22 protein-coding genes are annotated in these 20,094 nt (G+C 65.5%); 11 read left to right on the top strand and 11 right to left on the bottom strand.

The features are described 5' to 3' along the window. The first annotated feature begins 219 nt into the window (after positions 1-219). Genes BIWAKO_RS10085 through dnaQ form a run of 5 tightly spaced genes read left to right on the top strand, consistent with a single transcriptional unit; the run spans position 220 to position 3,867 of the window. Positions 220-1,050, top strand: coding sequence for a pyruvate, water dikinase regulatory protein (locus tag BIWAKO_RS10085; protein WP_069878586.1), 831 nt, complete (start codon positions 220-222; stop codon positions 1,048-1,050). Then, positions 1,047-1,673 (top strand): Maf family protein, encoded by a 627-nt coding sequence (locus BIWAKO_RS10080; RefSeq protein ID WP_069878585.1) that lies wholly within the window; start codon positions 1,047-1,049, stop codon positions 1,671-1,673. Before BIWAKO_RS10085 ends, BIWAKO_RS10080 begins: the two co-directional genes overlap by 4 nt. An 18-nt stretch (positions 1,674-1,691) precedes the next feature. After that, positions 1,692-2,525, top strand: coding sequence for a shikimate dehydrogenase (locus BIWAKO_RS10075; protein ID WP_069878584.1), 834 nt, complete (start codon positions 1,692-1,694; stop codon positions 2,523-2,525). A gap of 15 nt (positions 2,526-2,540) precedes the next feature. Continuing rightward, entirely contained in the window at positions 2,541-3,167 is a 627-nt protein-coding gene (coaE, locus tag BIWAKO_RS10070) for a dephospho-CoA kinase (RefSeq protein WP_069878583.1), read from the top strand. Next, complete coding sequence (dnaQ, locus tag BIWAKO_RS10065; RefSeq protein ID WP_069878582.1) at positions 3,160-3,867, top strand: DNA polymerase III subunit epsilon; 708 nt, start codon at positions 3,160-3,162, stop codon at positions 3,865-3,867. The genes coaE and dnaQ overlap by 8 nt, the downstream gene beginning before the upstream one ends. A 30-nt stretch (positions 3,868-3,897) precedes the next feature. Here dnaQ and BIWAKO_RS10060 read toward each other — a convergent pair whose 3' ends face one another. Continuing rightward, positions 3,898-4,638, bottom strand: a complete 741-nt coding sequence (locus BIWAKO_RS10060) for a TerC family protein (protein ID WP_069878581.1) — start codon at positions 4,636-4,638, stop codon at positions 3,898-3,900. A 183-nt stretch (positions 4,639-4,821) separates the two neighbouring features. Next, positions 4,822-5,319, bottom strand: a complete 498-nt coding sequence (gene secB, locus BIWAKO_RS10055; RefSeq protein ID WP_069878580.1) for a protein-export chaperone SecB — start codon at positions 5,317-5,319, stop codon at positions 4,822-4,824. Between the two features lie 245 nt (positions 5,320-5,564). On the opposite strand from secB, the gene BIWAKO_RS10050 reads away from it, so the two are divergent. From BIWAKO_RS10050 to BIWAKO_RS10030, 5 genes are all read left to right on the top strand, one after another. Beyond that, on the top strand, positions 5,565-6,296 hold the full coding sequence (locus tag BIWAKO_RS10050) for a Tim44/TimA family putative adaptor protein (RefSeq protein WP_069878579.1): 732 nt from the start codon (positions 5,565-5,567) through the stop codon (positions 6,294-6,296). Beyond that, complete coding sequence (mltA, locus tag BIWAKO_RS10045) at positions 6,293-7,468, top strand: murein transglycosylase A (RefSeq protein WP_084651243.1); 1,176 nt, start codon at positions 6,293-6,295, stop codon at positions 7,466-7,468. The genes BIWAKO_RS10050 and mltA overlap by 4 nt, the downstream gene beginning before the upstream one ends. 3 nt (positions 7,469-7,471) lie before the next feature. Then, positions 7,472-8,029: a Smr/MutS family protein gene (locus BIWAKO_RS10040; protein ID WP_069878578.1), complete on the top strand. Its 558-nt coding sequence runs from the start codon at positions 7,472-7,474 to the stop codon at positions 8,027-8,029. Beyond that, a complete protein-coding gene (locus tag BIWAKO_RS10035) occupies positions 8,026-8,400 on the top strand; it encodes a helix-turn-helix domain-containing protein (protein ID WP_069878577.1) in 375 nt (124 codons plus the stop codon). The genes BIWAKO_RS10040 and BIWAKO_RS10035 overlap by 4 nt, the downstream gene beginning before the upstream one ends. A 67-nt stretch (positions 8,401-8,467) precedes the next feature. Further along, positions 8,468-9,466: an adenosine kinase gene (locus BIWAKO_RS10030; RefSeq protein ID WP_069878576.1), complete on the top strand. Its 999-nt coding sequence runs from the start codon at positions 8,468-8,470 to the stop codon at positions 9,464-9,466. 117 nt (positions 9,467-9,583) lie between these two features. Here BIWAKO_RS10030 and BIWAKO_RS10025 read toward each other — a convergent pair whose 3' ends face one another. The 4 genes from BIWAKO_RS10025 to BIWAKO_RS10010 form a co-directional block, all read right to left on the bottom strand. Next, complete coding sequence (locus BIWAKO_RS10025; RefSeq protein ID WP_069882332.1) at positions 9,584-10,219, bottom strand: pyridoxamine 5'-phosphate oxidase family protein; 636 nt, start codon at positions 10,217-10,219, stop codon at positions 9,584-9,586. Between the two features lie 135 nt (positions 10,220-10,354). Next, positions 10,355-12,529, bottom strand: a complete 2,175-nt coding sequence (pnp, locus tag BIWAKO_RS10020; protein ID WP_043239101.1) for a polyribonucleotide nucleotidyltransferase — start codon at positions 12,527-12,529, stop codon at positions 10,355-10,357. A gap of 318 nt (positions 12,530-12,847) precedes the next feature. Further along, positions 12,848-13,117: a 30S ribosomal protein S15 gene (gene rpsO / locus BIWAKO_RS10015; protein WP_043239192.1), complete on the bottom strand. Its 270-nt coding sequence runs from the start codon at positions 13,115-13,117 to the stop codon at positions 12,848-12,850. A gap of 153 nt (positions 13,118-13,270) precedes the next feature. Beyond that, complete coding sequence (locus BIWAKO_RS10010) at positions 13,271-13,657, bottom strand: winged helix-turn-helix transcriptional regulator (protein ID WP_176733296.1); 387 nt, start codon at positions 13,655-13,657, stop codon at positions 13,271-13,273. A gap of 122 nt (positions 13,658-13,779) precedes the next feature. On the opposite strand from BIWAKO_RS10010, the gene BIWAKO_RS10005 reads away from it, so the two are divergent. Beyond that, a complete protein-coding gene (locus BIWAKO_RS10005; RefSeq protein WP_069878575.1) occupies positions 13,780-14,391 on the top strand; it encodes an NAD(P)-dependent oxidoreductase in 612 nt (203 codons plus the stop codon). A gap of 15 nt (positions 14,392-14,406) precedes the next feature. Here the strand turns inward: BIWAKO_RS10005 and BIWAKO_RS35925 are convergent, their stop codons facing one another. The 5 genes from BIWAKO_RS35925 to BIWAKO_RS09980 form a co-directional block, all read right to left on the bottom strand. After that, entirely contained in the window at positions 14,407-14,604 is a 198-nt protein-coding gene (locus BIWAKO_RS35925) for an Atu4866 domain-containing protein (protein ID WP_069878574.1), read from the bottom strand. Between the two features lie 402 nt (positions 14,605-15,006). Continuing rightward, on the bottom strand, positions 15,007-15,945 hold the full coding sequence (gene truB, locus BIWAKO_RS09995) for a tRNA pseudouridine(55) synthase TruB (protein ID WP_069878573.1): 939 nt from the start codon (positions 15,943-15,945) through the stop codon (positions 15,007-15,009). Further along, on the bottom strand, positions 15,932-16,363 hold the full coding sequence (gene rbfA / locus BIWAKO_RS09990; RefSeq protein ID WP_043239094.1) for a 30S ribosome-binding factor RbfA: 432 nt from the start codon (positions 16,361-16,363) through the stop codon (positions 15,932-15,934). The genes truB and rbfA overlap by 14 nt, the downstream gene beginning before the upstream one ends. A 146-nt stretch (positions 16,364-16,509) precedes the next feature. Continuing rightward, positions 16,510-19,368, bottom strand: coding sequence for a translation initiation factor IF-2 (gene infB / locus BIWAKO_RS09985; RefSeq protein ID WP_069878572.1), 2,859 nt, complete (start codon positions 19,366-19,368; stop codon positions 16,510-16,512). After that, positions 19,365-20,093, bottom strand: coding sequence for an RNA-binding protein (locus tag BIWAKO_RS09980; protein WP_069878571.1), 729 nt, complete (start codon positions 20,091-20,093; stop codon positions 19,365-19,367). Before BIWAKO_RS09980 ends, infB begins: the two co-directional genes overlap by 4 nt. Between the last annotated feature and the right edge of the window lies 1 nt (position 20,094).

The raw sequence follows: 20,094 nt of genomic DNA, 5'->3' as shown, positions 1-20,094 counted from the left end.
GCTCCACGTGTCCCCAGGGGCCAGCCTGTTGATGGAAAGCGGGACTTATACAGTCGCCGTCCCGGGCTCCTGTCGGATGTACGGTTGTCCACAGCAGTCCCCATAACCAGCGTGACCCCTCATCGCGGCCAGCGCTGGGGGTCCCGGTCCAGGACGACAATTTGCATTGCCGATATGGCGCGCTAGAGGTTGCAACTTCGTTAAGCCCCGGGAGCCCACGTGGCGCGCAACTATTTTCATTTGCATCTGGTGTCCGATGCCACCGGCGAGACCCTGATTGCGGTCAGCCGGGCCGCCGCCGCCCAATATGAATCGGTCTCGGCCATCGAGCATGTCTATCCGCTGGTCCGCTCCGAGGCGCAGCTTGCCCGGGTCCTGGCCGAGATCGAATCCTCTCCAGGGGTCGTGCTCTACACTCTGGTCGAAGCGGAATGGGCGGAGCGGCTCGAGAAATTCTGCCAGGAACTCGGCTGCCCCTGTCTGTCGGTGCTGAACCCGGTGCTGTCCCTGTTCCAGTCCTATCTCGGCCAGGCGGGGTCGCCGCGGCCGGGCGCGCAGCATGTCCTCAACGCTGAATATTTCCGTCGCATCGACGCGATGAACTACACGCTGATGCATGATGACGGGCAGCTTGGGGGCGATCTGGAAAGCGCGGACATCATCCTCGTCGGCATCAGCCGCACCTCGAAGACACCGACCAGCATCTATCTCGCCAATCGCGGTATCAAGACCGCCAACGTACCGCTGGTCCCCAATGTGCCTTTGCCGGCCGAACTTGAACGGCTGAGAAAGCCGTTGATCGTCGGGCTGGTCGCCAGCGCCGAGCGCATCGTCCAGATTCGGCAGAACAGGTTGCTCTCGATGAAGGCGGATGACGAGACGCCCTATGTCGACCCCACAGCCGTGGCCGACGAGATCGCGCAGTCGCGGAAGCTTTGCGCCCGCAGGGGCTGGCCGGTCATCGATGTGACCCGGCGCTCGATCGAGGAGACGGCGGCAGCGATCCTCGACCTGCTGCGCGACCATCGCATGAAGTTCATCGCGACATGACGAAGAGCTCTTCTCTCTGGCTTGCGGCGGCGCCTCTGCTGCTTGCTTCCGGCAGTGCGACCCGGGCTGGGATGCTGCGCGCGGCCGGGCTCCCGGTCGACACCCTGAAGCCCGATATCGACGAGCGAGCCGCCGAGGCGCCGCTCCTCGCACAGGGGGTCGAAGGCGAGGCGATCGCAGCCGCGCTTGCCTGCGCGAAGGCGCTGCATGTTTCCGTGATGAAGCCCGGCCGCTTCGTGCTCGGTGCCGATCAGACGTTGACCTGCGAGGGCCAGATCTTTCACAAGCCCGAGAATCTCCCTGGCGCCGCCGCGCAGATCGCGACATTGGCTGGGCGCACGCATGAGCTTCATTCCGCCTTCGTGCTGGCGCGCGACGGCGAGATCCTGGCTGAGGGCGGGCAGACCGCACGACTGACGATGAGGCGGCTCGAGCTGGATTTCATCGCGGCCTATGTCGAACTCGCTGGCCCGGCGATCCTGACCAGCGTTGGCGGCTATCAGCTCGAGGGCCTTGGTTCCCAGCTCTTCGCTGCCGTCGAGGGCGACCATTTTACCATTCTCGGTCTCCCGCTCCTTGCCGTACTCGAAGCCCTGCGCGAGCAGGGCGCTCTCGTCGATTGATCCGGACATCTGAATTCCATGACCCGTCGCTGCTTCGTCATCGGTCACCCGATCGCCCATTCACGCTCTCCGCTCATTCATGGCAGCTGGATCGCCGAGCATGGGCTCGACGGATCCTACGAACGCATCGATGTCGCACCGGCCGCACTCTCGTCGTTCATGGCCCGGGTCCGGAGCGGAGAATTCGTGGGCGGCAACGTCACGGTGCCGCACAAGGAAGCATCGCTGCTGCTGGTCGATGAACTCAGCCCCGTCGCCCGCGCGATGGGAGCCGTGAATACGATCTGGCGTGAGGATGGGCGCCTGTTCGGCGACAACACCGATGCTGCCGGCTTCCTCGCCCATCTTGACGGCAGCGTACCCGGCTGGAGCGAACGGGTCGCAACGGCTCTCATTCTTGGCTCGGGCGGCGCGGCGCGGGCGATCGGTTATGGACTGAAGGCGCGCGGCCTCGGGCGGATCACCCTCGTCAACCGCAGCGCGGACCGAGCCATGGAACTTGCCCGGGCACTTGGAGTGCCGGTCGAGGCGCAGGACTGGTCAAGGCGTCATGAGCTGGTCGAAGCGGCCGATCTGATCGTCAACACGACGGCGCTTGGCATGAACGGCAAGCCGCCGCTCGATCTCGATCTCACCAGACTCCGCCCCGGCACGATCGTTGACGATATCGTCTATGTGCCGCTGCGGACGCCTCTGCTCGAAGAGGCCGAACGTCGCGGCGGTGTTCCGGTCGATGGGCTCGGCATGCTGCTGCATCAGGCTGTGCCCGGCTTCGCGCGCTGGTTCGGTGTGGCCCCCAAGGTCACGCCAGCGCTGCGGGCCCGGCTCGAAGCCGATATCCTGGGCGCCTGATTCGCTGGGTGCCGCATGACCTTCATCCTGGGACTGACCGGCTCGATCGGCATGGGAAAATCGACCACCTCGGAGATGTTCCGGGCCCACGGCGTGCCTGTCCATGATGCCGATGCCACCGTCCATGCGCTCTACCGGGGCAGGGCGGTCGCACAGCTCGCGGCGGCCTTTCCGGGCGCTGTGGTGAACGGCGCTGTCGATCGTGCCCGGCTCTCCTCGATGGTTGTAGGCAAGCCGGAAGCCCTGCGCTCGCTGGAAGCGATCATCCATCCGCTGGTGCGGGAGGAGGAGATCACCTTCATCAAGAATTGCATTGCAGCGGGGAGCGATATCGCGGTTCTCGATGTGCCGCTCCTTCTTGAGGTTGGAGCCGGCAATCGCTGTGACGCCGTCGTCGTGATCACGGCATCAGCCGAAGTGCAGCGCGCCCGCGTCCTGGCGCGTCCGGAGATGACGGCGCAGAAGCTGGACGCGATCCTTGCGCGCCAGATGCCGGATGCCGAGAAGCGCCGGCACGCCCACTTCCTTGTGGACACCTCGCATGGCTTGCTGGTGGCACAGAGACAGGTCCGCTCTATCCTCCAGGCATTAGCCGGCCGACCTGGCCGGACCCGGCAGAATGAGGCGTCCAGGCATGCGTGAGATCGTCCTCGATACAGAGACGACCGGCGTTGAAGCCAATGGTGGCGATCGCGTCGTCGAAATCGGCTGCGTCGAACTGGTCAATCACTGCCCATCCGGCCGGACCTTCCATCAATACATCAACCCCGAGCGGACGATGTCGGAAGGCGCTTTCAAGGTCCACGGATTGTCCGATGCCTTCCTGGCGGACAAGCCCCTCTTCGCGGCCATCGCCGAGGAGTTCGCAGCCTTCATCGATGGCGCGCGGCTCGTCATCCACAACGCGTCCTTCGACGTCGGCTTCCTGAACATGGAGATGAAGCGCGTCGGCCGTGGCCCGATCGAGCCGTCGCTGGTCGTCGATACGCTGGCGATGGCGCGGCGCAAGCATCCCGGCGCCTCGAACAGTCTCGATGCGCTCTGCCAGCGCTACGGCATCGACAATACGAGACGCACCCAGCACGGCGCGCTGCTTGATTCCGAGATTCTCGCCGAGGTCTATATCGAGCTGATCGGCGGCAAACAGGCCGATCTCGGACTTGGCGTGGTCAGCGCTGCCGGTCCCGGCAACGGTCTCGCCGATCTTTCAGAGCGGCCGCAGCGCCAGCGCCCGCTCGCTCCCTGCCTCGACGAGGCGGCAATGGCCGCTCATGAAAACTTCATCCTGACCCTGAAGACACCGCTCTGGAGTGGCTATCTCGGTCTGGCCAAGGAGAGCTGAGCCGCCTCACGCGGCTCAGCTTCGGTTTGGTCAGTTGCGGTGACGATCGGCGCGCCGCGACATCATGTTGAGGCCTTCGATCAAGGCCGAGAAGGCCATGGCGGCGTAGATGTAGCCCTTCGGGATATGGGCGCCGAAACCCTCGCCGATCAGCGTGGCGCCGATCATCAGCAGGAAGCCGAGCGCCAGCATCACGATCGTCGGGTTCTTTTCGATGAACTTCGCCAGCGGGTCGGCGGCAAGCAGCATCACCAGCACGGCGACGATCACCGCAATCATCATCACCGGGACATGCTCGGTCATGCCGACGGCGGTGATGATGCTGTCGATCGAGAAGACCAGATCGAGCAGCAGGATCTGAAAGATCGCAGCGCCGAAGGTCACGGTGACCGCACGGCCGCCGTCGAACATGTCGGGCCCGTGATTGACGTCGACCTTGTGATGGATTTCGACAGTCGCCTTCCAGACGAGGAAGAGGCCGCCCGCGATCAGGATGAAATCGCGCCAGGAGAAGGCCTTGCCGAACAGCGAGACGATCGGCTCCGTCAATTGCACGATGAAGGCAACGGTGCCGAGCAGCGCGAGCCGCATGAACAGGGCAAGCCCGATGCCGATCTTGCGACCGAGCGAGCGCTGTTCCTCCGGAAGCTTGTTGGTCAGGATCGAGATAAAGATCAGATTGTCGATGCCGAGGACAACCTCCATGGCGATCAGTGCCCCGAGAGCCGCCCATACGGCGGGGTCGGCAGCAAGCGTCATCAGATGGTCCATCGGGTCTCCACATAGCAAAATGCGGACGCCGGATTGGCGCCCGCTTCAATGAAAGTGGGAAATGGAGGTTGCCTTGCCGATGCGCAAGGCGTCGCGAAATGCGCGTGATTATTGATTGAAATGCAAGAAAGGGCCCGAGAGGGCCCTTTCGATATCGTCGGCTTGCAGAGGCAGTAGGCTCGCTCAGGCGTTGGGCGCCTGCGGCTGCTGGGCCTGAAGCTCCTGCATGCGCTGCTGATAGAGCATCGCAAAGTCGATCTGCGGAACATAGAAGGGCGGGAAACCGCCGGTCTGGACCGCGTCCGCGATGATCTGGCGGGCGAACGGGAACAGCAGCCGCGCGCAGTCGATCACCAGAACGGGGTGAATATGCTCCTGCGGGATATTCAGCAGCCGGAACACACCGGCATAGCTGAGATCGAACGCAAACAGCGTCTCGTTGTTCAGGACGGCCTTGCCCTCGAGCTGGAGCACGGTCTCGTAGTCGGTTTCCGACAGCGCGGTGGTCGAGACATTGACCTGCAGGGACATCTGCGGGCCCTGCTCGTTCTGCTGGCCGAGCGCGCGCGGCGCCTTCGGATTCTCGAAAGAGAAGTCCTTGGTGTACTGGATCAGGGCATTCATGCTCGGCTGAGCGTTCGCCTCGCTCGCGCCGTTGCCGTTGGGGATGTCGTTGGCCATCGGTCCCATCATCGTCTGGCAGGCTTTAATCGGGAAATCCCACGCCTTGCCGGCGCCCGGGACTGCGCACCGCTCCCCGGTGCAATGCTTGCGTCGGCTATCATGGAGCTTCCTCAGGCACAAGAAGCCGCCTTCACAAGCTCGGGGGTGGATGTTACGAGCCTTGATCACCATATCGCATGCGGCGGCCGGCCGACCGCCGCCGTTGATGCGAGGCGGTCACTGGGGTTCCGGATCAGCGTTCGATGCAAAATTCCTTCGACATGACGACTTTGGTCTTCCTGGCTCTGGCCGTTTTCGTCGCCTGGAAGCTTCGCTCCGTGCTTGGCCAGAAGACCGGGAGCGAGCAGCCGCCAAAGGATCCCTTCGCCCGGCGTGAGACGCCGCCGATGCGACCTGATCAGGCCGGCGCTCCCGAGGCCAAGCGCGACAATGTCATTCGCCTGCCGGGCGCAGCCAATGATCCCGCTGCGACGGCGGTTCCTGCGGCCGAGCGCTGGAAGGACATTGCGCCTGCGGATTCGCCGATCATTGCCGGCATCGAGGCCATCGTTCGGCAGGAGCAGGATTTCGACCCGAAGGGTTTCCTGCAGGGTGCGAAATCGGCTTACGAGACCATCGTCACGGCCTTCGCCCGCGGCGACCGCAAGGTCCTGAAGGGCCTCCTCGCCAAGGAAGTCTATGATGGCTTCGAGCAGGCGATTACCGACCGAGAGAAGCGCGGCGAGAAGGCGGAATCCTCTTTCGTCTCGATCGACAAGGCCGAGATCACCGCCGTCGACGTCAAGGGCAAGACGGCTCAGGTGACGATCGCATTCGTTTCGCAGCTGATCAGTGTTGTCCGTGATGCACAGGGCGTCGTGGTGGACGGCAGCGCCGAAGCGGTCTCGGAGGTCAACGATATCTGGACCTTCTCGCGTCAGCTCGGCAGCCGCGACCCGAATTGGCTTTTGGTCGCGACCGAAGCCGGCGCGTGACCCGTGGCCTCGGGCGCATTGCGCTGGTGGCCGCCATGTTGTCCGCTGCAATGACACAAGCGCCCGCCGGTCCAAGCTTGCCGCCCGGCGCCCGCGCAGAGGCCATCTCTCCCGGCGCGATACCGGGATGGCCCGATGACGATCACCGCATTGCGCTGGCGATTTTCGCAGCTGGCTGCGCCGCCGATCCCCCGCTTCGGCAAGGCGCCCCGATCCCGCCTGCGCTCAGCGGCATCTGCGCCGAAGCCGGCAGGCTGACGGCTCGCGGGCCGGTCGACCGGACGGCGGCGCGTCGGTTCTTCGAGGAGCGTTTCAGTTTCTGGCGCATCCGGCCGAGCGGCGCCGAGCGCGGCTTCATGACCGGATATTTCGAGCCGGAGTTCGAAGGCTCGCTCACCCCCTCCGCCCAGTTCCCAACGCCGCTCTATGCCCGCCCTGCCGATCTGGTGACGCGCCTTGCAGGCGACGCCTGGCCAGGGCTGGAACCTGCCTTGTCCGCCGCCCGCCGCACTCCACGGGGCCTGGAGCCCTATCCCGATCGGACGGCGATCGAGAGTGGCGCGCTCGACGGGCAGGGCCTGGAAATCGCCTGGCTGCGCGATCCGGTCGACCGCTTCGTGTTGCAGGTGCAGGGCTCCGGACGGGTTCGGTTGCAGGACGGCAGGGTCGTGCGGCTGGTCTATTCCGGCCGCAACGGCCACGCCTATACCTCGCTCGGCCGGGTGCTCAGCGAGCGCGAGAACATCCCGCCGGCCGAGATGACCATGGACAAGCTGGTCGCGCGGTTGAAGGCCGATGCCGGTTTTGCCCGCGACCTGATCCGCCTGAACCGCTCCTTCGTCTTCTTCGCCCGCAAGGACGATTTGCCGCCCAACTTGGGGCCGATCGGTGGTGCGGGTTTGGCCCTGACGCCGCTGCGTAGCATCGCCATCGACCGCGCCATCTGGCCCTACGGACTGCCGGCCTGGATCGATGCGACAATTCCCACCGGCAGCGGCGACATGGAGCGGCTGTCACGCTTGATGATTGCGCAGGATACGGGATCCGCCATCGTCGGACCGTCGCGGGTCGATCTGTTCGTCGGTTCGGGCCAGGCGGCGGGTCATCGCGCCGGGCTGGTCCGCCATTCCTTTGACTTCACGGTGCTCTGGCCGCGGGCGGAGGCGCGCTGAGGAATGCGCCGCCGTCGCGAGAAGACCCTGTCGGAAGCCGACATTGCCCTGTGGCGGCAGGTTGCGCGTTCGGTGACGCCACTGCCGGGGCGCGCCGCGCTGCCGCCTGAGGAGCCTGCAGCAGCCCCGGTGCCGCCTCCTGCCGAAGCTGCCACCCCTGTTGTGGTGGTTGCCGTCAAACCGACCAAGACCACCCCGCCGCCGCTGGCGCCGCTCGAGCGCCGCCTGCGCACGCAGTTGCGTCGCGGAACCCAATCCGTCGAGGCGGTAATCGACCTGCACGGCCTGCGGCAGGATGCTGCTCATGCGGCGCTATGTGCCTTTTTGCGCCGCGAGCAGGCACGCGGCACCAGGCTGGCTCTGGTCGTGACAGGCAAGGGCGCCGCAGGCGATGCGATCTTCGGCGAAGAGCGTGGGGTCCTGCGCCGCAGCGTGCCGCACTGGCTGCGGCTACCGGATCTGCGCCCTTTCGTCGTCGGTTTCGAGGAGGCCGAGCAGCGTCATGGCGGCGCCGGCGCGCTCTATATCCGCCTGCGCCGGCACCGTGAGAGTGGCGCGTGACACCTTTTGGCCAGCGCGTTCGGGAGCTGCGCGCAGCTCGCGGCGTGACGCTGGCCGGAATGGCGGCGGCGCTGGGCGTCACGCCGGCCTATCTCTCGGCCCTTGAGCATGGCAAGCGCGGCCAGCCGACCTTTGCGCTGATCCAGGGCGTGATCCATCTGCTCGGCGTGATCTGGGACGAGGCTGACGAACTTGTTCGTCTCGCCGAGCTGTCCCACCCCCGCATCACGGTCGATACTGCGGGACTTGCACCGGAGGCGACGCTGATCGCCAACCGCCTTGCCCTTGAGATCGCCGAACTCGGCCCCGACGAACTTGCTGCGCTGCGCGCCGTGCTTGACCAGGCCAGTCGCCGGCGCGGCCGCGCTTGACCGCATCCGGTCCTGATGCGAAACGCCCATCATTCGTCCCATCCTCGCCAACCCGCGGAACTCCTTCATGAAAAATGCCCGTTATGATGTCCTGGCGCTCGGCAACGCCATCGTCGATGTCATCGCTCGCGCGGAAGAGGATTTTCTGGTCGCGCATGAGCTGACCAAGGGCGCGATGATGCTGATCGACGAGCCCCGTGCGGAGACGCTCTACGCGGCGATGGGCCCGGCCAAGGTCATCTCGGGCGGTTCCGCCGCCAATACCATCGCGGGCCTAGCCTCCTTTGGCGGCAAGGGTGCCTTCATCGGCAAGGTGAAGCAGGACGAACTCGGCAAGCTCTACCGGCATGACCTGACCTCGCAGGGCGTCAGCTTCGATACGGCTTTCGCCGCCGAGGGCCCGGCGACCGCCCGCTCCTTCATCTTCGTCACGCCTGATGGCGAGCGCACGATGAACACCTATCTCGGCGCCTGCCAGGGCCTCACCGTCGCGGATGTCGACAAGGATACGGTCCAGAACGCCGATATCATCTATCTCGAGGGCTATCTCTGGGATCCGCCGGCAGCCAAGGAAGCCTTCCGCAAGGCCTCTGAGTTTGCCCATGCAGCAGGCGGCCGTGTCGCGATCACCCTGTCGGATTCCTTCTGCGTGGATCGTTATCGCGACGAGTTCCTCGGGCTGATCCGCAACCGGCTGGTCGATATCGTCTTCGCCAATGAGCACGAGCTGAAGAGCCTCTACCAGACCGGCGATTTCGACAGCGCGCTCGCTGCGCTGCGCGCGGAGAACATCGTTGCGGCGGTGACGCGCTCGGAGAAGGGCGCTCTGGCGGTGACGCCGGACGGTATTGTTGCCGAACCGGTCTTCCCGGTGGAGCGCATCGTCGATTCAACCGGCGCGGGCGACCTCTTCGCCGCGGGCTTCCTCTTCGGCCTGACCTCGGGGCGCGAGGTGCGGGACTCGCTGCGGCTTGGCGCGCTCGCGGCTGCCGAAATCATCAGCCATGTCGGTGCAAGGCCGGATGTGAACCTGAAGGTGCTGGCGGGCGACAACGGCCTGCTGTGACCTGATCGGGGTTCAGGCTCGGCGTGTCATCGTTGGGCCTGAACCCATCGTGACACGCCCTTCAACGAGTCGCGTCGCAAGACGCGGCTGCTCGGCCGGGGGCCGAGCATGACGGTTTCAGTACAGCGTTGCCTTCACGCGCTCCGGCAGCGCCTTGTCATAGGCTGCGCCGTCGAAGGTCTCGATCGCCTCGTTCCGCGCAGTGATGTCACGCAGGATCTGTCCGGCGCTTGGCAACTCACGCCTGTCGGCATGCTTGGCCGGGCTCCAAAGGTCGGCCCGGACCACGGCGCGCGAGCACTGGAAGTAGACCTGTTCCACATCGACCACGATCACGCAGGCCGGCAGCTTTCCGGCCATCTCGAAGCGCGCGCAGAGCTCGGGGTCGGCCGAAAGGGTCGCTGTGCCGTTCACCCGAAGGGTTTCGCCGTAACCGGGGACCAGGAAGAGCATTCCGATTCTCGGATCGAACAGGATATTTCTTAATGAATCCAGACGGTTATTGCCTTTTCTGTCTGGAATCAGGAGCGTTTTCGCGTCCCGGACCGTGACAAAGCCCGGCAGATCCCCGCGCGGCGAACAATCCAGGCCCTCCGGACCGTTGGTCGCGAGCACCATGAAGGGCGAGACAGCGATCAGCGCAGCATAGTTCTCGTCGACATGGTCGATCTCCTTGGCAACCGAGGCTGGCGCGACGGGGTTCGGATATCGGGCGGCGAGCGTCTCGAGCGACGTGATGCTGTGGTCGGTCATGCCGATCTCCAAGAGCCAATAAGTCTAGACTATTGGGCGACAGGCGTGAGCGCCAGCCCCTTCGCACCACAAAAAAGAAAACGCCCCGCATCCTGGGATGCGGGGCGTCCTGTGGTCTGGCGATGAAGCCGGAGCTTACTCGCTGGCGGACTGCTTCTCGCGGGCCTTCTCGGCGTCGCGGGCAGCCTTGAGCTTCTCGGTCAGATCCTCGCCCGTCTCCTGGTCGACGACCTTCATCGAGAGGCGGATCTTGCCGCGCTCGTCCTGGCCGAGGAACTTCACCTTGACCTTGTCGCCTTCCTTGACGACGTCCGAGACCTTCTGGACGCGCTGGGCGGCCAGCTCGGAAATGTGAACGAGGCCGTCCTTGGCGCCGAAGAAGTTCACGAAGGCGCCGAACTCCATGATCTTCACCACGGTGCCGTCATAGATCATGCCCGGCTCGGCTTCCGAGACGATCGACTTGATCCACTTGATCGCGGCTTCGATCGACTTGCCGTCGGCCGAGGCGATCTTGATGGTGCCGTCGTCCTCGATGTTCACCTTGGCGCCGGTCTTCTCGACGATCTCGCGGATGACCTTGCCGCCCGAACCGATGACTTCACGGATCTTGTCGACCGGGATCTTCATCGTCTCGATGCGCGGAGCATATTCGCCGAGCTGGGCGCGCGAGGTGGAGAGCGCCTTGGACATCTCGCCGAGGATGTGGTCACGACCGCCCTTGGCCTGGCCAAGCGCGACCTGCATGATCTCCTCGGTGATGCCGGCGATCTTGATGTCCATCTGCAGCGAGGTGATGCCCGCAGCGGTACCGGCCACCTTGAAGTCCATGTCGCCGAGGTGATCCTCGTCGCCGAGGATGTCGGAGAGCACCGCGAAGCGCTCGCCTTCCAGGATCAGGCCCATGGCGATGCCCGCAACCGGAGCCTTCAGCGGCACGCCGGCATCCATCAGCGCCAGCGAGGTGCCGCAGACGGTGGCCATCGAGGAGGAGCCGTTCGACTCGGTGATCTCCGAGACGACGCGGATCGTGTAGGGGAACTCGCCCTTGGCCGGCAGCATCGGACGGATCGCGCGCCAGGCGAGCTTGCCATGGCCGATCTCGCGGCGGCCGGGCGAGCCCATCCGGCCGGTCTCGCCGACGGAGTAGGGAGGGAAGTTGTAGTGCAGCAGGAAGGTTTCCTTGTAGGTGCCTTCCAGCGAGTCGATGAACTGCTCGTCATCGCCGGTGCCGAGCGTGGTCACGACCAGCGCCTGGGTCTCGCCGCGGGTGAACAGCGACGAGCCGTGGGTGCGCGGCAGGATGCCCGCTTCCGCCACGATCTTGCGGACCGTCTTGACGTCGCGACCGTCGATGCGGATGCCGTCGTCAAGGATGTTCCAGCGCACGATCTTGGCCTGGGCTTCCTTGAACTGGCCGGCGACCTGCTCCTTGGTGAAGGTCTTCACGCCATCCGGCTCGGCCGAGACCAGCGCCTCGACGACCTTCGCCTTGACGGCGTCGACAGCCTTGTAGCGCTCGGCCTTGGCGGTGATCTTGTAGGCGGCGCGGAGCTCGGCTTCGCCGACCTTGAGCACGGCGTCGAGGATCGCCGACTGGTCGGCCGGCTGGAAGTCGCGCGGCTCCTTGGCGGCCTTCTCGGCCAGACGGATGATGGCGTCGATCACCGGCTGGAAATGCTTGTGGCCGAACATCACGGCGCCGAGCATGATCTCTTCGGAGAGCTCCTTGGCTTCCGACTCGACCATCAGGACGGCGTCCTGGGTACCGGCGACGACGAGGTCGAGGCTCGATTCCTTGATCTCGTCGACCAGCGGGTTGAGCTTGTAGGCGCCGTCGAAATAACCGACGCGGGCGGCGCCGACAGGGCCCATGAAGGGCACGCCGGACAGGGTCAGTGCGGCCGAAGCAGCGACCATCGCGACGATGTCGGGGTCGTTCTCCAGGTCATGCTGGAGCACGGTGCAGACCACCTGGGTGTCGTTCTTGTAGCCATCGGCGAAGAGCGGGCGGATCGGCCGGTCGATCAGGCGGGAGACCAGGGTCTCCTTCTCGCTCGGACGGCCTTCGCGCTTGAAGTAGCCACCCGGGATGCGGCCGGCTGCGAAGGTCTTTTCCTGGTAGTTCACGGTCAGCGGGAAGAAGTCGAAGCCCGGCTTCGGCTCCTTGGCCGAGACGACGGTGGCGAGCACGACGGTCTCGCCATAGGTGGCGAGCACGGCGCCGTCGGCCTGGCGGGCGACCTTGCCGGTTTCGAGCACGAGCTTGCGCCCGCCCCAGATCAGCTCTTCGGTTTGGATGTCGAACATGGTTCTCTTTCGGATCGGATGTGGCACACGTCCGGACGTCTCAAGCCCATGGGCAAGACGGCGGAAAGCTCGGGAGACGGTGAGCATTGCGCCCGAGCGCTCGGCGATCCTGCCATGGACGTCGGGGCGTCCGGCGGAGGCCTGCGGCTAAGCCACCCATGCGGCCGCCGCGTTGGAGTCAGGGCGCCGCACCATTGCGGCCAGACCCTGGAGTAGGAGCATCATGTCGCCCAAAAAGTGGTTCCCACCCTTCGGCATCATGCTCTGGAAAAACCGCCCGGAACCGATCGGTGCCGGGCGGGAAGCTCTTGCGATCGATCAGCGGCGGATGCCGAGCTTCTCGATCAGCGTCCTGTAGCGCGCTTCGCTCTTGCCCTTGAGATAGTCGAGCAACGAACGGCGCTGCGAAACCAGCTTGAGCAGGCCGCGACGCGAGTGGTTGTCCTTGACATGCGACTTGAAGTGACCGGTCAGGTTGTTGATGCGCTCCGTCAGGATCGCGACCTGGACCTCCGGCGAACCGGTGTCATTCGGCTTGGTGGCATGTTCCTTCACGAGCGCCGTCTTGCGCTCCGGCGTAATCGACATCGTGTGATCCTTCAGTTGGATGTTGATCTGGCGGGCCAGGCCGGGATGTCGTCCAGCAAGGTCCGGAACCCGCAATCCACCTCATCGCGGAGGAGATGCGCAGCCAGCCGCAAGGCCGGTTGGCGCGGGATATACACGAATCTGGGCAAAACGCTAGCGCGGCGACGAGGCAGGCCGGGGCAGACCGCGGTCGTAGCGCCTCTGCGCTTCCTCGACCTCGCCGATATGGGCCTCGGCCCAGCGCGTCAATCCGTGCACGGTCGCTGCAAGCGTGCGGCCGAGCTCGGTCAGCGAATACTCGACAGTCACGGGCACGGTGGGGAACGCCTCGCGGCTGATCAACCCATCGCGCTCCAGGCTTCGCAATGTCTGCGAGAGCATCTTCTGCGAGATGTTGTCGATGCGCCGGCGCAGCTCGTTGAACCGCAAGGTCCCCTCTCCGAGCAGGATCAGGATCAGCACCGCCCATTTGTCGCCGATGCGGTCGAGGACCTGGCGGGTCGGGCATTGCGCGTTGAAGGCGTCCGGGCGTTGCAGCATCGGGGTTTCCCTGAGGTGACCATGTCGCGTGAAAGTGCCTTCTTTACGAGGCTCCACGCTGCCTCCATCTAGTATCACACAGGATGTTGGTTTCTGAAAGATACTAGGTAAAGGCAGGTCTCATGAAAATCGCTCTCATTGGCGCTACCGGCTTCATCGGCTCGCGCCTGCTGGCCGAGCTCTCCGCCCGCGGACACGCGGTTTCGGCGATCACCCGCAACCCCGAAAAGGTCGCAGCGGCGACCGGTGTGACGGCGCTGAAGGGCGATGTGTTCGATCGCGACGGGCTGGCCAGTGTGCTCGCCGATCATGACGCGGTGATCAGCGCCGTTCATTTCACCGCGAGCGACCCGGCGGTTCTGCTGGCCGCCGTCAAGCAGTCCGGCGTGAAGCGCTATCTCGTCGTCGGTGGCGCGGGAAGTCTCGAGGTCGCGCCAGGTAAGCAACTGTTCGACACGCCGGAGTTCCCGGCGATCTATCTGGCCGAAGCGAAGAAGGGCGGCGCCTTCCTCGAGCTGCTCAAGGGTGAGAACAAACTGGACTGGACGTTCCTGTCACCCTCAGCGCTGATCCAGCCCGGCGAGCGCACCGGCACGTTCCGCCTCGGCGGGGATCAGCTTCTGGTCGATGCGCAGGGCAAGAGCGCGATTTCGGCCGAGGACTACGCGATCGCACTGGTCGACGAACTGGAGAAGCCAGCCCATTCGCGCCGACGCTTCACTGTCGGTTACTGAACCATCGCGAGCAATTCAGGCTTTCTGGTAGCGGGCGGCCGCCGAGTGGCAGGTCGCCGCGACGCAGCTCGCCAGCGCAAGGAGGCCAGTATCGTCTTCGAAATAGAGATGCGACGGGTCGCTTTCGTAGCGGCCGCCATAGGCACGAGGGGCGGTGCCCCGCAGCTTGCCGCAGCGGCCGTCGCGGCGCAGATCGAGCCGCGACCGTGCCATCCTCCGTGACCCATAACTCGAGTACGGCCCGCGCGGCCGGATACAGCGGCTTGGCACGATCAAGTTCGATTTCGAATGGCGCACCGTTCTCATGGTCGGCACGATGTTGGCAGCAAGGGCGCCAAAAGCGTGAAAAACCTGGCTGAGGGACATGGTCCCCCGGAGCGGCGCTCGATGCCGCCTCGGCGGGCTTCAAAATGGGCTATGAAAGCCCATCGTAGTTCAGCCGGGAAGTACAGCCGCCTGTTTCGCGCACCGCCCCTGCGTGACGCTGCACGCTTGCGTGCCACGCAGTTCAATCTCGTCCCGGCGGCCCGAAAAATGAATTGCGGCTTTCGGAAGAGCCGACGCAAACCCAGGGGGGCGAATCATGGGGTCGGATACGAGATCCGACCCCATGGACTAGAGATTGAAGACACGATGCGGCACCAGCTCGCCATTGCTGATCGAGCCAGTGGCGATCAGCACGCCGCCGCTGGTGGCATAGACGGCCTCGGCCTCGATCGGGGCATCGCGACCGCGCAATAGCGCGCTCTGACCACGCTTCAGCCGCAGGGCCGCATCGCGATGGACCACGATCTCCGGAATGAGCTCAAGCGCTGCCGCGACCGGCCGGAGTGCGCCCTCGGCCTCTTCCTGGCTGCTGCGCAGCGTCTCGACGGTCGTTGCCTCGGTCACCGTGAAGGGGCCGACGCGCGTGCGCCTGAGATGGGCGACATGCCCGAGGCAGCCGAGCGCAACGCCGAGATCACGAGCGATGGCGCGCACATAGGTGCCTTTGCCGCATTCCGCCTCGAAGGTCGTCGTCGCGCCGTCATGGCTGACGATCGACAATGCATCGATCTCCACGGGGCGCGGCTCCAGCACCACCTCTTCACCGTCCCGGGCGAGGTCATAAGCGCGCTCGCCGGCGATCTTGATGGCCGAGTATTTGGGAGGCGTTTGCAGGATCGTGCCGGTGAAGCGCGGCAGGAGGGCCGCAATGGCGTCTTCCAGCGGGCGCAGCTCCGAGGTCGCGATGACGCGGCCTTCGGTATCGTCGGTCTCGGTCTGCGAGCCCCAGGCGACGGTGAACTGATAGGCTTTCCGACCATCCATGACGAAGGGGACGGTCTTGGTCGCCTCCCCCAGTGCGATCGGCAGCAGGCCTGAAGCGAGCGGGTCGAGCGTTCCGGCATGGCCGGCCTTCTTGGCGCTGAAGGCGCGCTTCACCACGCTGACCGCATGGGTCGAGGTCATGCCGACGGGCTTGTCGAGCACCACCCAGCCATGAACGTCGCGCTTCTTCGGGCGCGGCTGCTGCGCCTGCGGAGGCGCCACTGTCTCGCTATTCGTCGTCATGATGGTCGTCTTGGTCGATCTTCAGGGGCTGGCGCAGCGTGTCGCGGCGCACCGTCTCGGAATCGAGCAGCGCATCGATGCGCTCGGCCTCCGAGAAGCTCTCATCCTGCCGGAAGCGGATATCAGGCGCGTATTTCAGGTTCACCCGATGGGCGATCTCGCCCCGGATGTAGCGCTTGTGGCCATCGAGCGCCTTTAGGACCGGCGCGATGTCATTGCCGCCGAGCGGCATGATGTAGGCCGTCGCGAGCTTGAGATCGGGCGAGAGCCGCACCTCCGGCACGGTGATGACATGCTTCGCCAGCACGTCGTCGTGAATGTCGCCGCGGGCTAGCATCTCGGCCAGTGCGTGACGGATGAGTTCGCCGACGCGCAGTTGTCGCTGCGAGGGGCCGCTGGGTTTTGCTGGTCTTGCCATGGTTCTCGTTCTCCGGACTCGGACCGGATGAGCGTGGATCGTAGAAACGTCATGGCCGGGCTTGGCCCGGCCATGACGTCAAGGTTCTGCGAAGGAGCGCGCGCTCGTCATCGTCAGGCGGTCGGGACAAGCCCGGCCATGACGGATCACAGCGTCCGCTTGATCTCCTCGACGCGATAGCACTCGATCACGTCGCCAGCGCGCATGTCCTGATAGTTCTCGAAGGACATGCCGCATTCCTGGCCGGCAACCACTTCCTTGGCGTCGTCCTTGAAGCGCTTGAGCTGCGAGAGCTTGCCCTCGTGAACCACGACATTGTCGCGGATCAGGCGGACATTGGCGCCGCGTTCGATCGTGCCGTCGGTGACGCGGCAGCCGGCGATCTTGCCGACCTTCGAGACGTTGAAGATCTCGAGGATCTGGGCATTGCCGAGCATGGTTTCGCGCAGCGTCGGAGCCAGCAGGCCCGACATCGCCGCCTTCACGTCATCCACGAGGTTGTAGATGATGTTGTAGTAGCGGATTTCGACGCCGGCCCGTTCGGCCGCCTCGCGCGCTTCCTTGTGGGCACGCACGTTGAAGCCGATCACGGCCGCGCCCGAAGCCTGGGCGAGCGTGATGTCGGATTCGGTGATGCCGCCGACGCCGGACTGAAGCACGCGTGCGCGCACCTCGTCGTTGCCGACCTTCTCGAGCGTGCCGACGATGGCCTCGACCGAACCCTGCACGTCGCCCTTGACGACAAGCGGGAATTCCTTGCGGCCGGCGCCTTCCTTGAGGTCGCGCATCATTTCGGCGAGCGAGCGGCCTGCGCCCGATCCACCGCCACGTGCCGCGATGCGGTCGCGCTTCTGGCGCTCACGGTAATCGGTGATCTCGCGGGCCCGCGCTTCGGATTCGACGACCGCGACGCGGTCACCGGCCTCAGGTGTACCGTTGAAACCGAGAACCTCGACCGGGAGCGACGGGGGCGCTTCCTTGATCTGGGCGCCGGTGTCGCCGATCAGAGCGCGCACCCGGCCCCATTCCGAGCCGGCCACGACGATGTCGCCGGTGCGCAACGTGCCGCGCTGGACGAGCACGGTGGCAACCGGGCCGCGGCCACGATCGAGCTTCGCCTCGATCACGGTGCCTTCGGCAGCGCGGTCGGGGTTGGCCTTGAGATCGAGCAGTTCAGCCTGCAGCGAAATGGCCTCGAGAAGCCTGTCGAGGTTCTTGCCGGTCTTGGCCGAAACCTCGATTTCCAGCGTTTCGCCGCCCAGCGTCTCGACCTGGATCTCGTATTGCAGCAGCTCGGACCGCACGCGGTCCGGATTGGCGTCGGGCTTGTCGATCTTGTTGATCGCCACGATCAGCGGAACCTTGGCCGCCTTGGCGTGGTTGATGGCCTCGACCGTCTGCGGCATCACGCCGTCGTCGGCCGCCACCACGAGAACGACGATATCCGTCACCTTGGCGCCGCGCGCACGCATCGCCGTGAAGGCGGCGTGGCCGGGGGTATCGATGAAGGTCACCTTCGAGCCGGTCGGCGTCGTCACCTGATAGGCGCCGATATGCTGAGTGATGCCACCAGCTTCGCCGGTCACGACATGAGTCTGGCGGATCGCATCGAGCAGCGAGGTCTTGCCGTGGTCGACATGGCCCATGATCGTCACGACCGGCGGACGCTGCGTCAGCATCTCATCGGTGTCGGGCGTATCGAACAAGCCTTCTTCCACGTCGGATTCGGCGACGCGCTTGACGGTATGGCCCATTTCCTCGGCCACGAGCTGAGCAGTGTCGGCGTCGATCACGTCGGTGATCTTGTGCATCGCACCCTGCTTCATCAGCAGGCGGATGACGTCGACGCCACGCTCGGTCATGCGGTTGGCGAGTTCCTGGATGGTGATCGTCTCGGGGATGATCACCTCACGCATCACGCGTTCCTTGGCGACGTCCGAGGCACGGTGCCCGGTCATGCGCTGGACGCGGCGGCGGAAGGCTGCAACCGACCGTGTCCGCTCGTCATCACCGCCGGTAGCGGTCGAGAGCGTCAGGCGGCCACGCGGCTTCTCACCGGCCTTGGGCGTCTTCGGGGCAGGAGTGGGCGCACCGCGATTGGCTGCGCCAGGAGCGCCGCCAGGACGACGGAACGCCGGCCGGGCTTCACCGTCATCGGGACGGCTGCGCGGGGCGCCGGCCGAGGGGGCCTGGCGGGCCGGACGGACGACCGCCGGCTCTGCGGGAGCGCTCGGATCACCGGCACGGGGGGGACGCGGCGCGTCGACCCGCGCAGGACGCGAGTCGAGCCGCGGCGGACGTGCACCGACGTCGCGCATCTGCGGACGTGCAGCACCAAACTCGCGCGGGCCGGATGCGGGCCGTGCGGCGGGAGCATAGGTTGAAGGCTGGGACGGCTGCGCCTGCTGCTGCGGCGGAGCGGATGGGGCCGGGGCCGGGGCCTGATCACGCGGCTGCTGGGGGGCTGCCGGACGAGCGGCCTGGGCGTCATCGCGCTGGCGAGCGGCGACTTCGGCGCGACGCTTCTGCTCGTCTTCCTGACGACGGCGCTCTTCTTCCTCGCGCTGGCGGGCAAGGGCTGCCTCGCGCTCGGCCCGTTCGCGCTCCGCAACAAGCGCACGCTGGCGGGCTTCCTCTTCGGCCTGACGGCGCTCGTCGAGCTCACGGGCTCGCGAGTCGGACAGGGCGCGCTGACGCGCATCCTTCTCGTCGTCCGAGAGGGTGCGCAGAAGCATGCCGCTCGGCTTCGGAGCTGCGGGAGCCGGCTGAGGCACGACCGGACGCGGGGCAGCAGGCTGCACCGCGGGCTGCGGCGCGCGAGCCACCGGCGCTTCCTTGACTTCGGGCCCACCGACGCGGCGCTTGACCTCGACGACGACCTGCTTCGAGCGCCCATGCGAGAAGCTTTGCCGAACCGTGCTCTGCTCGATCGGCCGCTTCAGCGTCAGGGTCTTCGGAGGGCTGACCGTCAAAGTCTTGTCGCCCGGGTTTTTGGTATCGCTCATTCCGCTTTCGGTCCTGCCGGTTCGGTCGTGTGTTCGTCTGTCTCGTCGAAATCCGTCGGGCTTTCCGGGCCCAACGCACCGGCATCGCCCGTCCGGTATCGGACGAGCCGACGCCAGCGGGAGAGGAAACCCTCGGCCGCCGGTCCCGGAGCAAGGGCCGCATGTATCACATGTGACCGCCCCAACGCCAATTCCAAATCAGCCGCCGCGAATTCCGCGACAACCGGTGTCTTTCGGACCTTCAGCCCATCTTCGGCTCGCGCTGCCGCGACCCGCCTGAGAGCCTGTCCTATCTTGCGCCGGCCGTCTTCGGCGCCATCGCTGGCTTCGATGACCGCGGCGAGCCGCCCCGATCCGATAGAAGCCTCGACCTTGGCAAAACCGGACGAAACCAGTCCCGCCTTGTTGGCCATGGCCAGCGCCTGGACGGCGTCGCGATGCATCAAGCCATCGATCATAGAGGCAAGATCAGGCGGTATCGTGACCTTGGTCTTGAGCGAGCGCTCGAAGGCCTTACGCTTGATTGCCTCGGCGACCGTGGCCGCGCTGAGGCTCGTCCAGACGCCGCGGCCCGGAAGCTTGCGGCGTAAATCCGGCGTGAGAACCCCGTCGGGGCTGACCACGAACCGGATCAGATCCTCCGGCGCCTTGACCATGCGGGTCACGACGCAGCTGCGCTCAGGGCCGTCCTTGTGCGCGGGCCGCGCCGCTTCCGGCCTTTTCATC

It is taken from the genome of Bosea sp. BIWAKO-01 (assembly GCF_001748145.1).
In the GTDB taxonomy this organism is placed as follows: domain Bacteria; phylum Pseudomonadota; class Alphaproteobacteria; order Rhizobiales; family Beijerinckiaceae; genus Allobosea.
This window is presented reverse-complemented; position numbering and strand designations above follow the sequence as displayed.

What these genes read in the sequence shown, in the direction of transcription:
- secB (WP_069878580.1), bottom strand. Translation starts at nt 5,319, where the DNA reads ATGGCCAACGACATCCCCAACGGCAACGGCGCGAGCGAGGCGAACGCT.
- truB (WP_069878573.1), bottom strand. Translation starts at nt 15,945, where the DNA reads ATGACGACGAATAGCGAGACAGTGGCGCCTCCGCAGGCGCAGCAGCCG.
- BIWAKO_RS35925 (WP_069878574.1), bottom strand. Translation starts at nt 14,604, where the DNA reads ATGGCACGGTCGCGGCTCGATCTGCGCCGCGACGGCCGCTGCGGCAAG.
- rpsO (WP_043239192.1), bottom strand. Translation starts at nt 13,117, where the DNA reads ATGTCGATTACGCCGGAGCGCAAGACGGCGCTCGTGAAGGAACATGCC.
- BIWAKO_RS10060 (WP_069878581.1), bottom strand. Translation starts at nt 4,638, where the DNA reads ATGGACCATCTGATGACGCTTGCTGCCGACCCCGCCGTATGGGCGGCT.
- rbfA (WP_043239094.1), bottom strand. Translation starts at nt 16,363, where the DNA reads ATGGCAAGACCAGCAAAACCCAGCGGCCCCTCGCAGCGACAACTGCGC.
- coaE (WP_069878583.1), top strand. Translation starts at nt 2,541, where the DNA reads ATGACCTTCATCCTGGGACTGACCGGCTCGATCGGCATGGGAAAATCG.
- BIWAKO_RS10030 (WP_069878576.1), top strand. Translation starts at nt 8,468, where the DNA reads ATGAAAAATGCCCGTTATGATGTCCTGGCGCTCGGCAACGCCATCGTC.
- BIWAKO_RS10040 (WP_069878578.1), top strand. Translation starts at nt 7,472, where the DNA reads ATGCGCCGCCGTCGCGAGAAGACCCTGTCGGAAGCCGACATTGCCCTG.
- dnaQ (WP_069878582.1), top strand. Translation starts at nt 3,160, where the DNA reads ATGCGTGAGATCGTCCTCGATACAGAGACGACCGGCGTTGAAGCCAAT.
- pnp (WP_043239101.1), bottom strand. Translation starts at nt 12,529, where the DNA reads ATGTTCGACATCCAAACCGAAGAGCTGATCTGGGGCGGGCGCAAGCTC.
- BIWAKO_RS10005 (WP_069878575.1), top strand. Translation starts at nt 13,780, where the DNA reads ATGAAAATCGCTCTCATTGGCGCTACCGGCTTCATCGGCTCGCGCCTG.
- BIWAKO_RS09980 (WP_069878571.1), bottom strand. Translation starts at nt 20,093, where the DNA reads ATGAAAAGGCCGGAAGCGGCGCGGCCCGCGCACAAGGACGGCCCTGAG.
- BIWAKO_RS10075 (WP_069878584.1), top strand. Translation starts at nt 1,692, where the DNA reads ATGACCCGTCGCTGCTTCGTCATCGGTCACCCGATCGCCCATTCACGC.
- BIWAKO_RS10025 (WP_069882332.1), bottom strand. Translation starts at nt 10,219, where the DNA reads ATGACCGACCACAGCATCACGTCGCTCGAGACGCTCGCCGCCCGATAT.
- BIWAKO_RS10050 (WP_069878579.1), top strand. Translation starts at nt 5,565, where the DNA reads ATGCAAAATTCCTTCGACATGACGACTTTGGTCTTCCTGGCTCTGGCC.
- infB (WP_069878572.1), bottom strand. Translation starts at nt 19,368, where the DNA reads ATGAGCGATACCAAAAACCCGGGCGACAAGACTTTGACGGTCAGCCCT.
- BIWAKO_RS10010 (WP_176733296.1), bottom strand. Translation starts at nt 13,657, where the DNA reads ATGCTGCAACGCCCGGACGCCTTCAACGCGCAATGCCCGACCCGCCAG.
- BIWAKO_RS10080 (WP_069878585.1), top strand. Translation starts at nt 1,047, where the DNA reads ATGACGAAGAGCTCTTCTCTCTGGCTTGCGGCGGCGCCTCTGCTGCTT.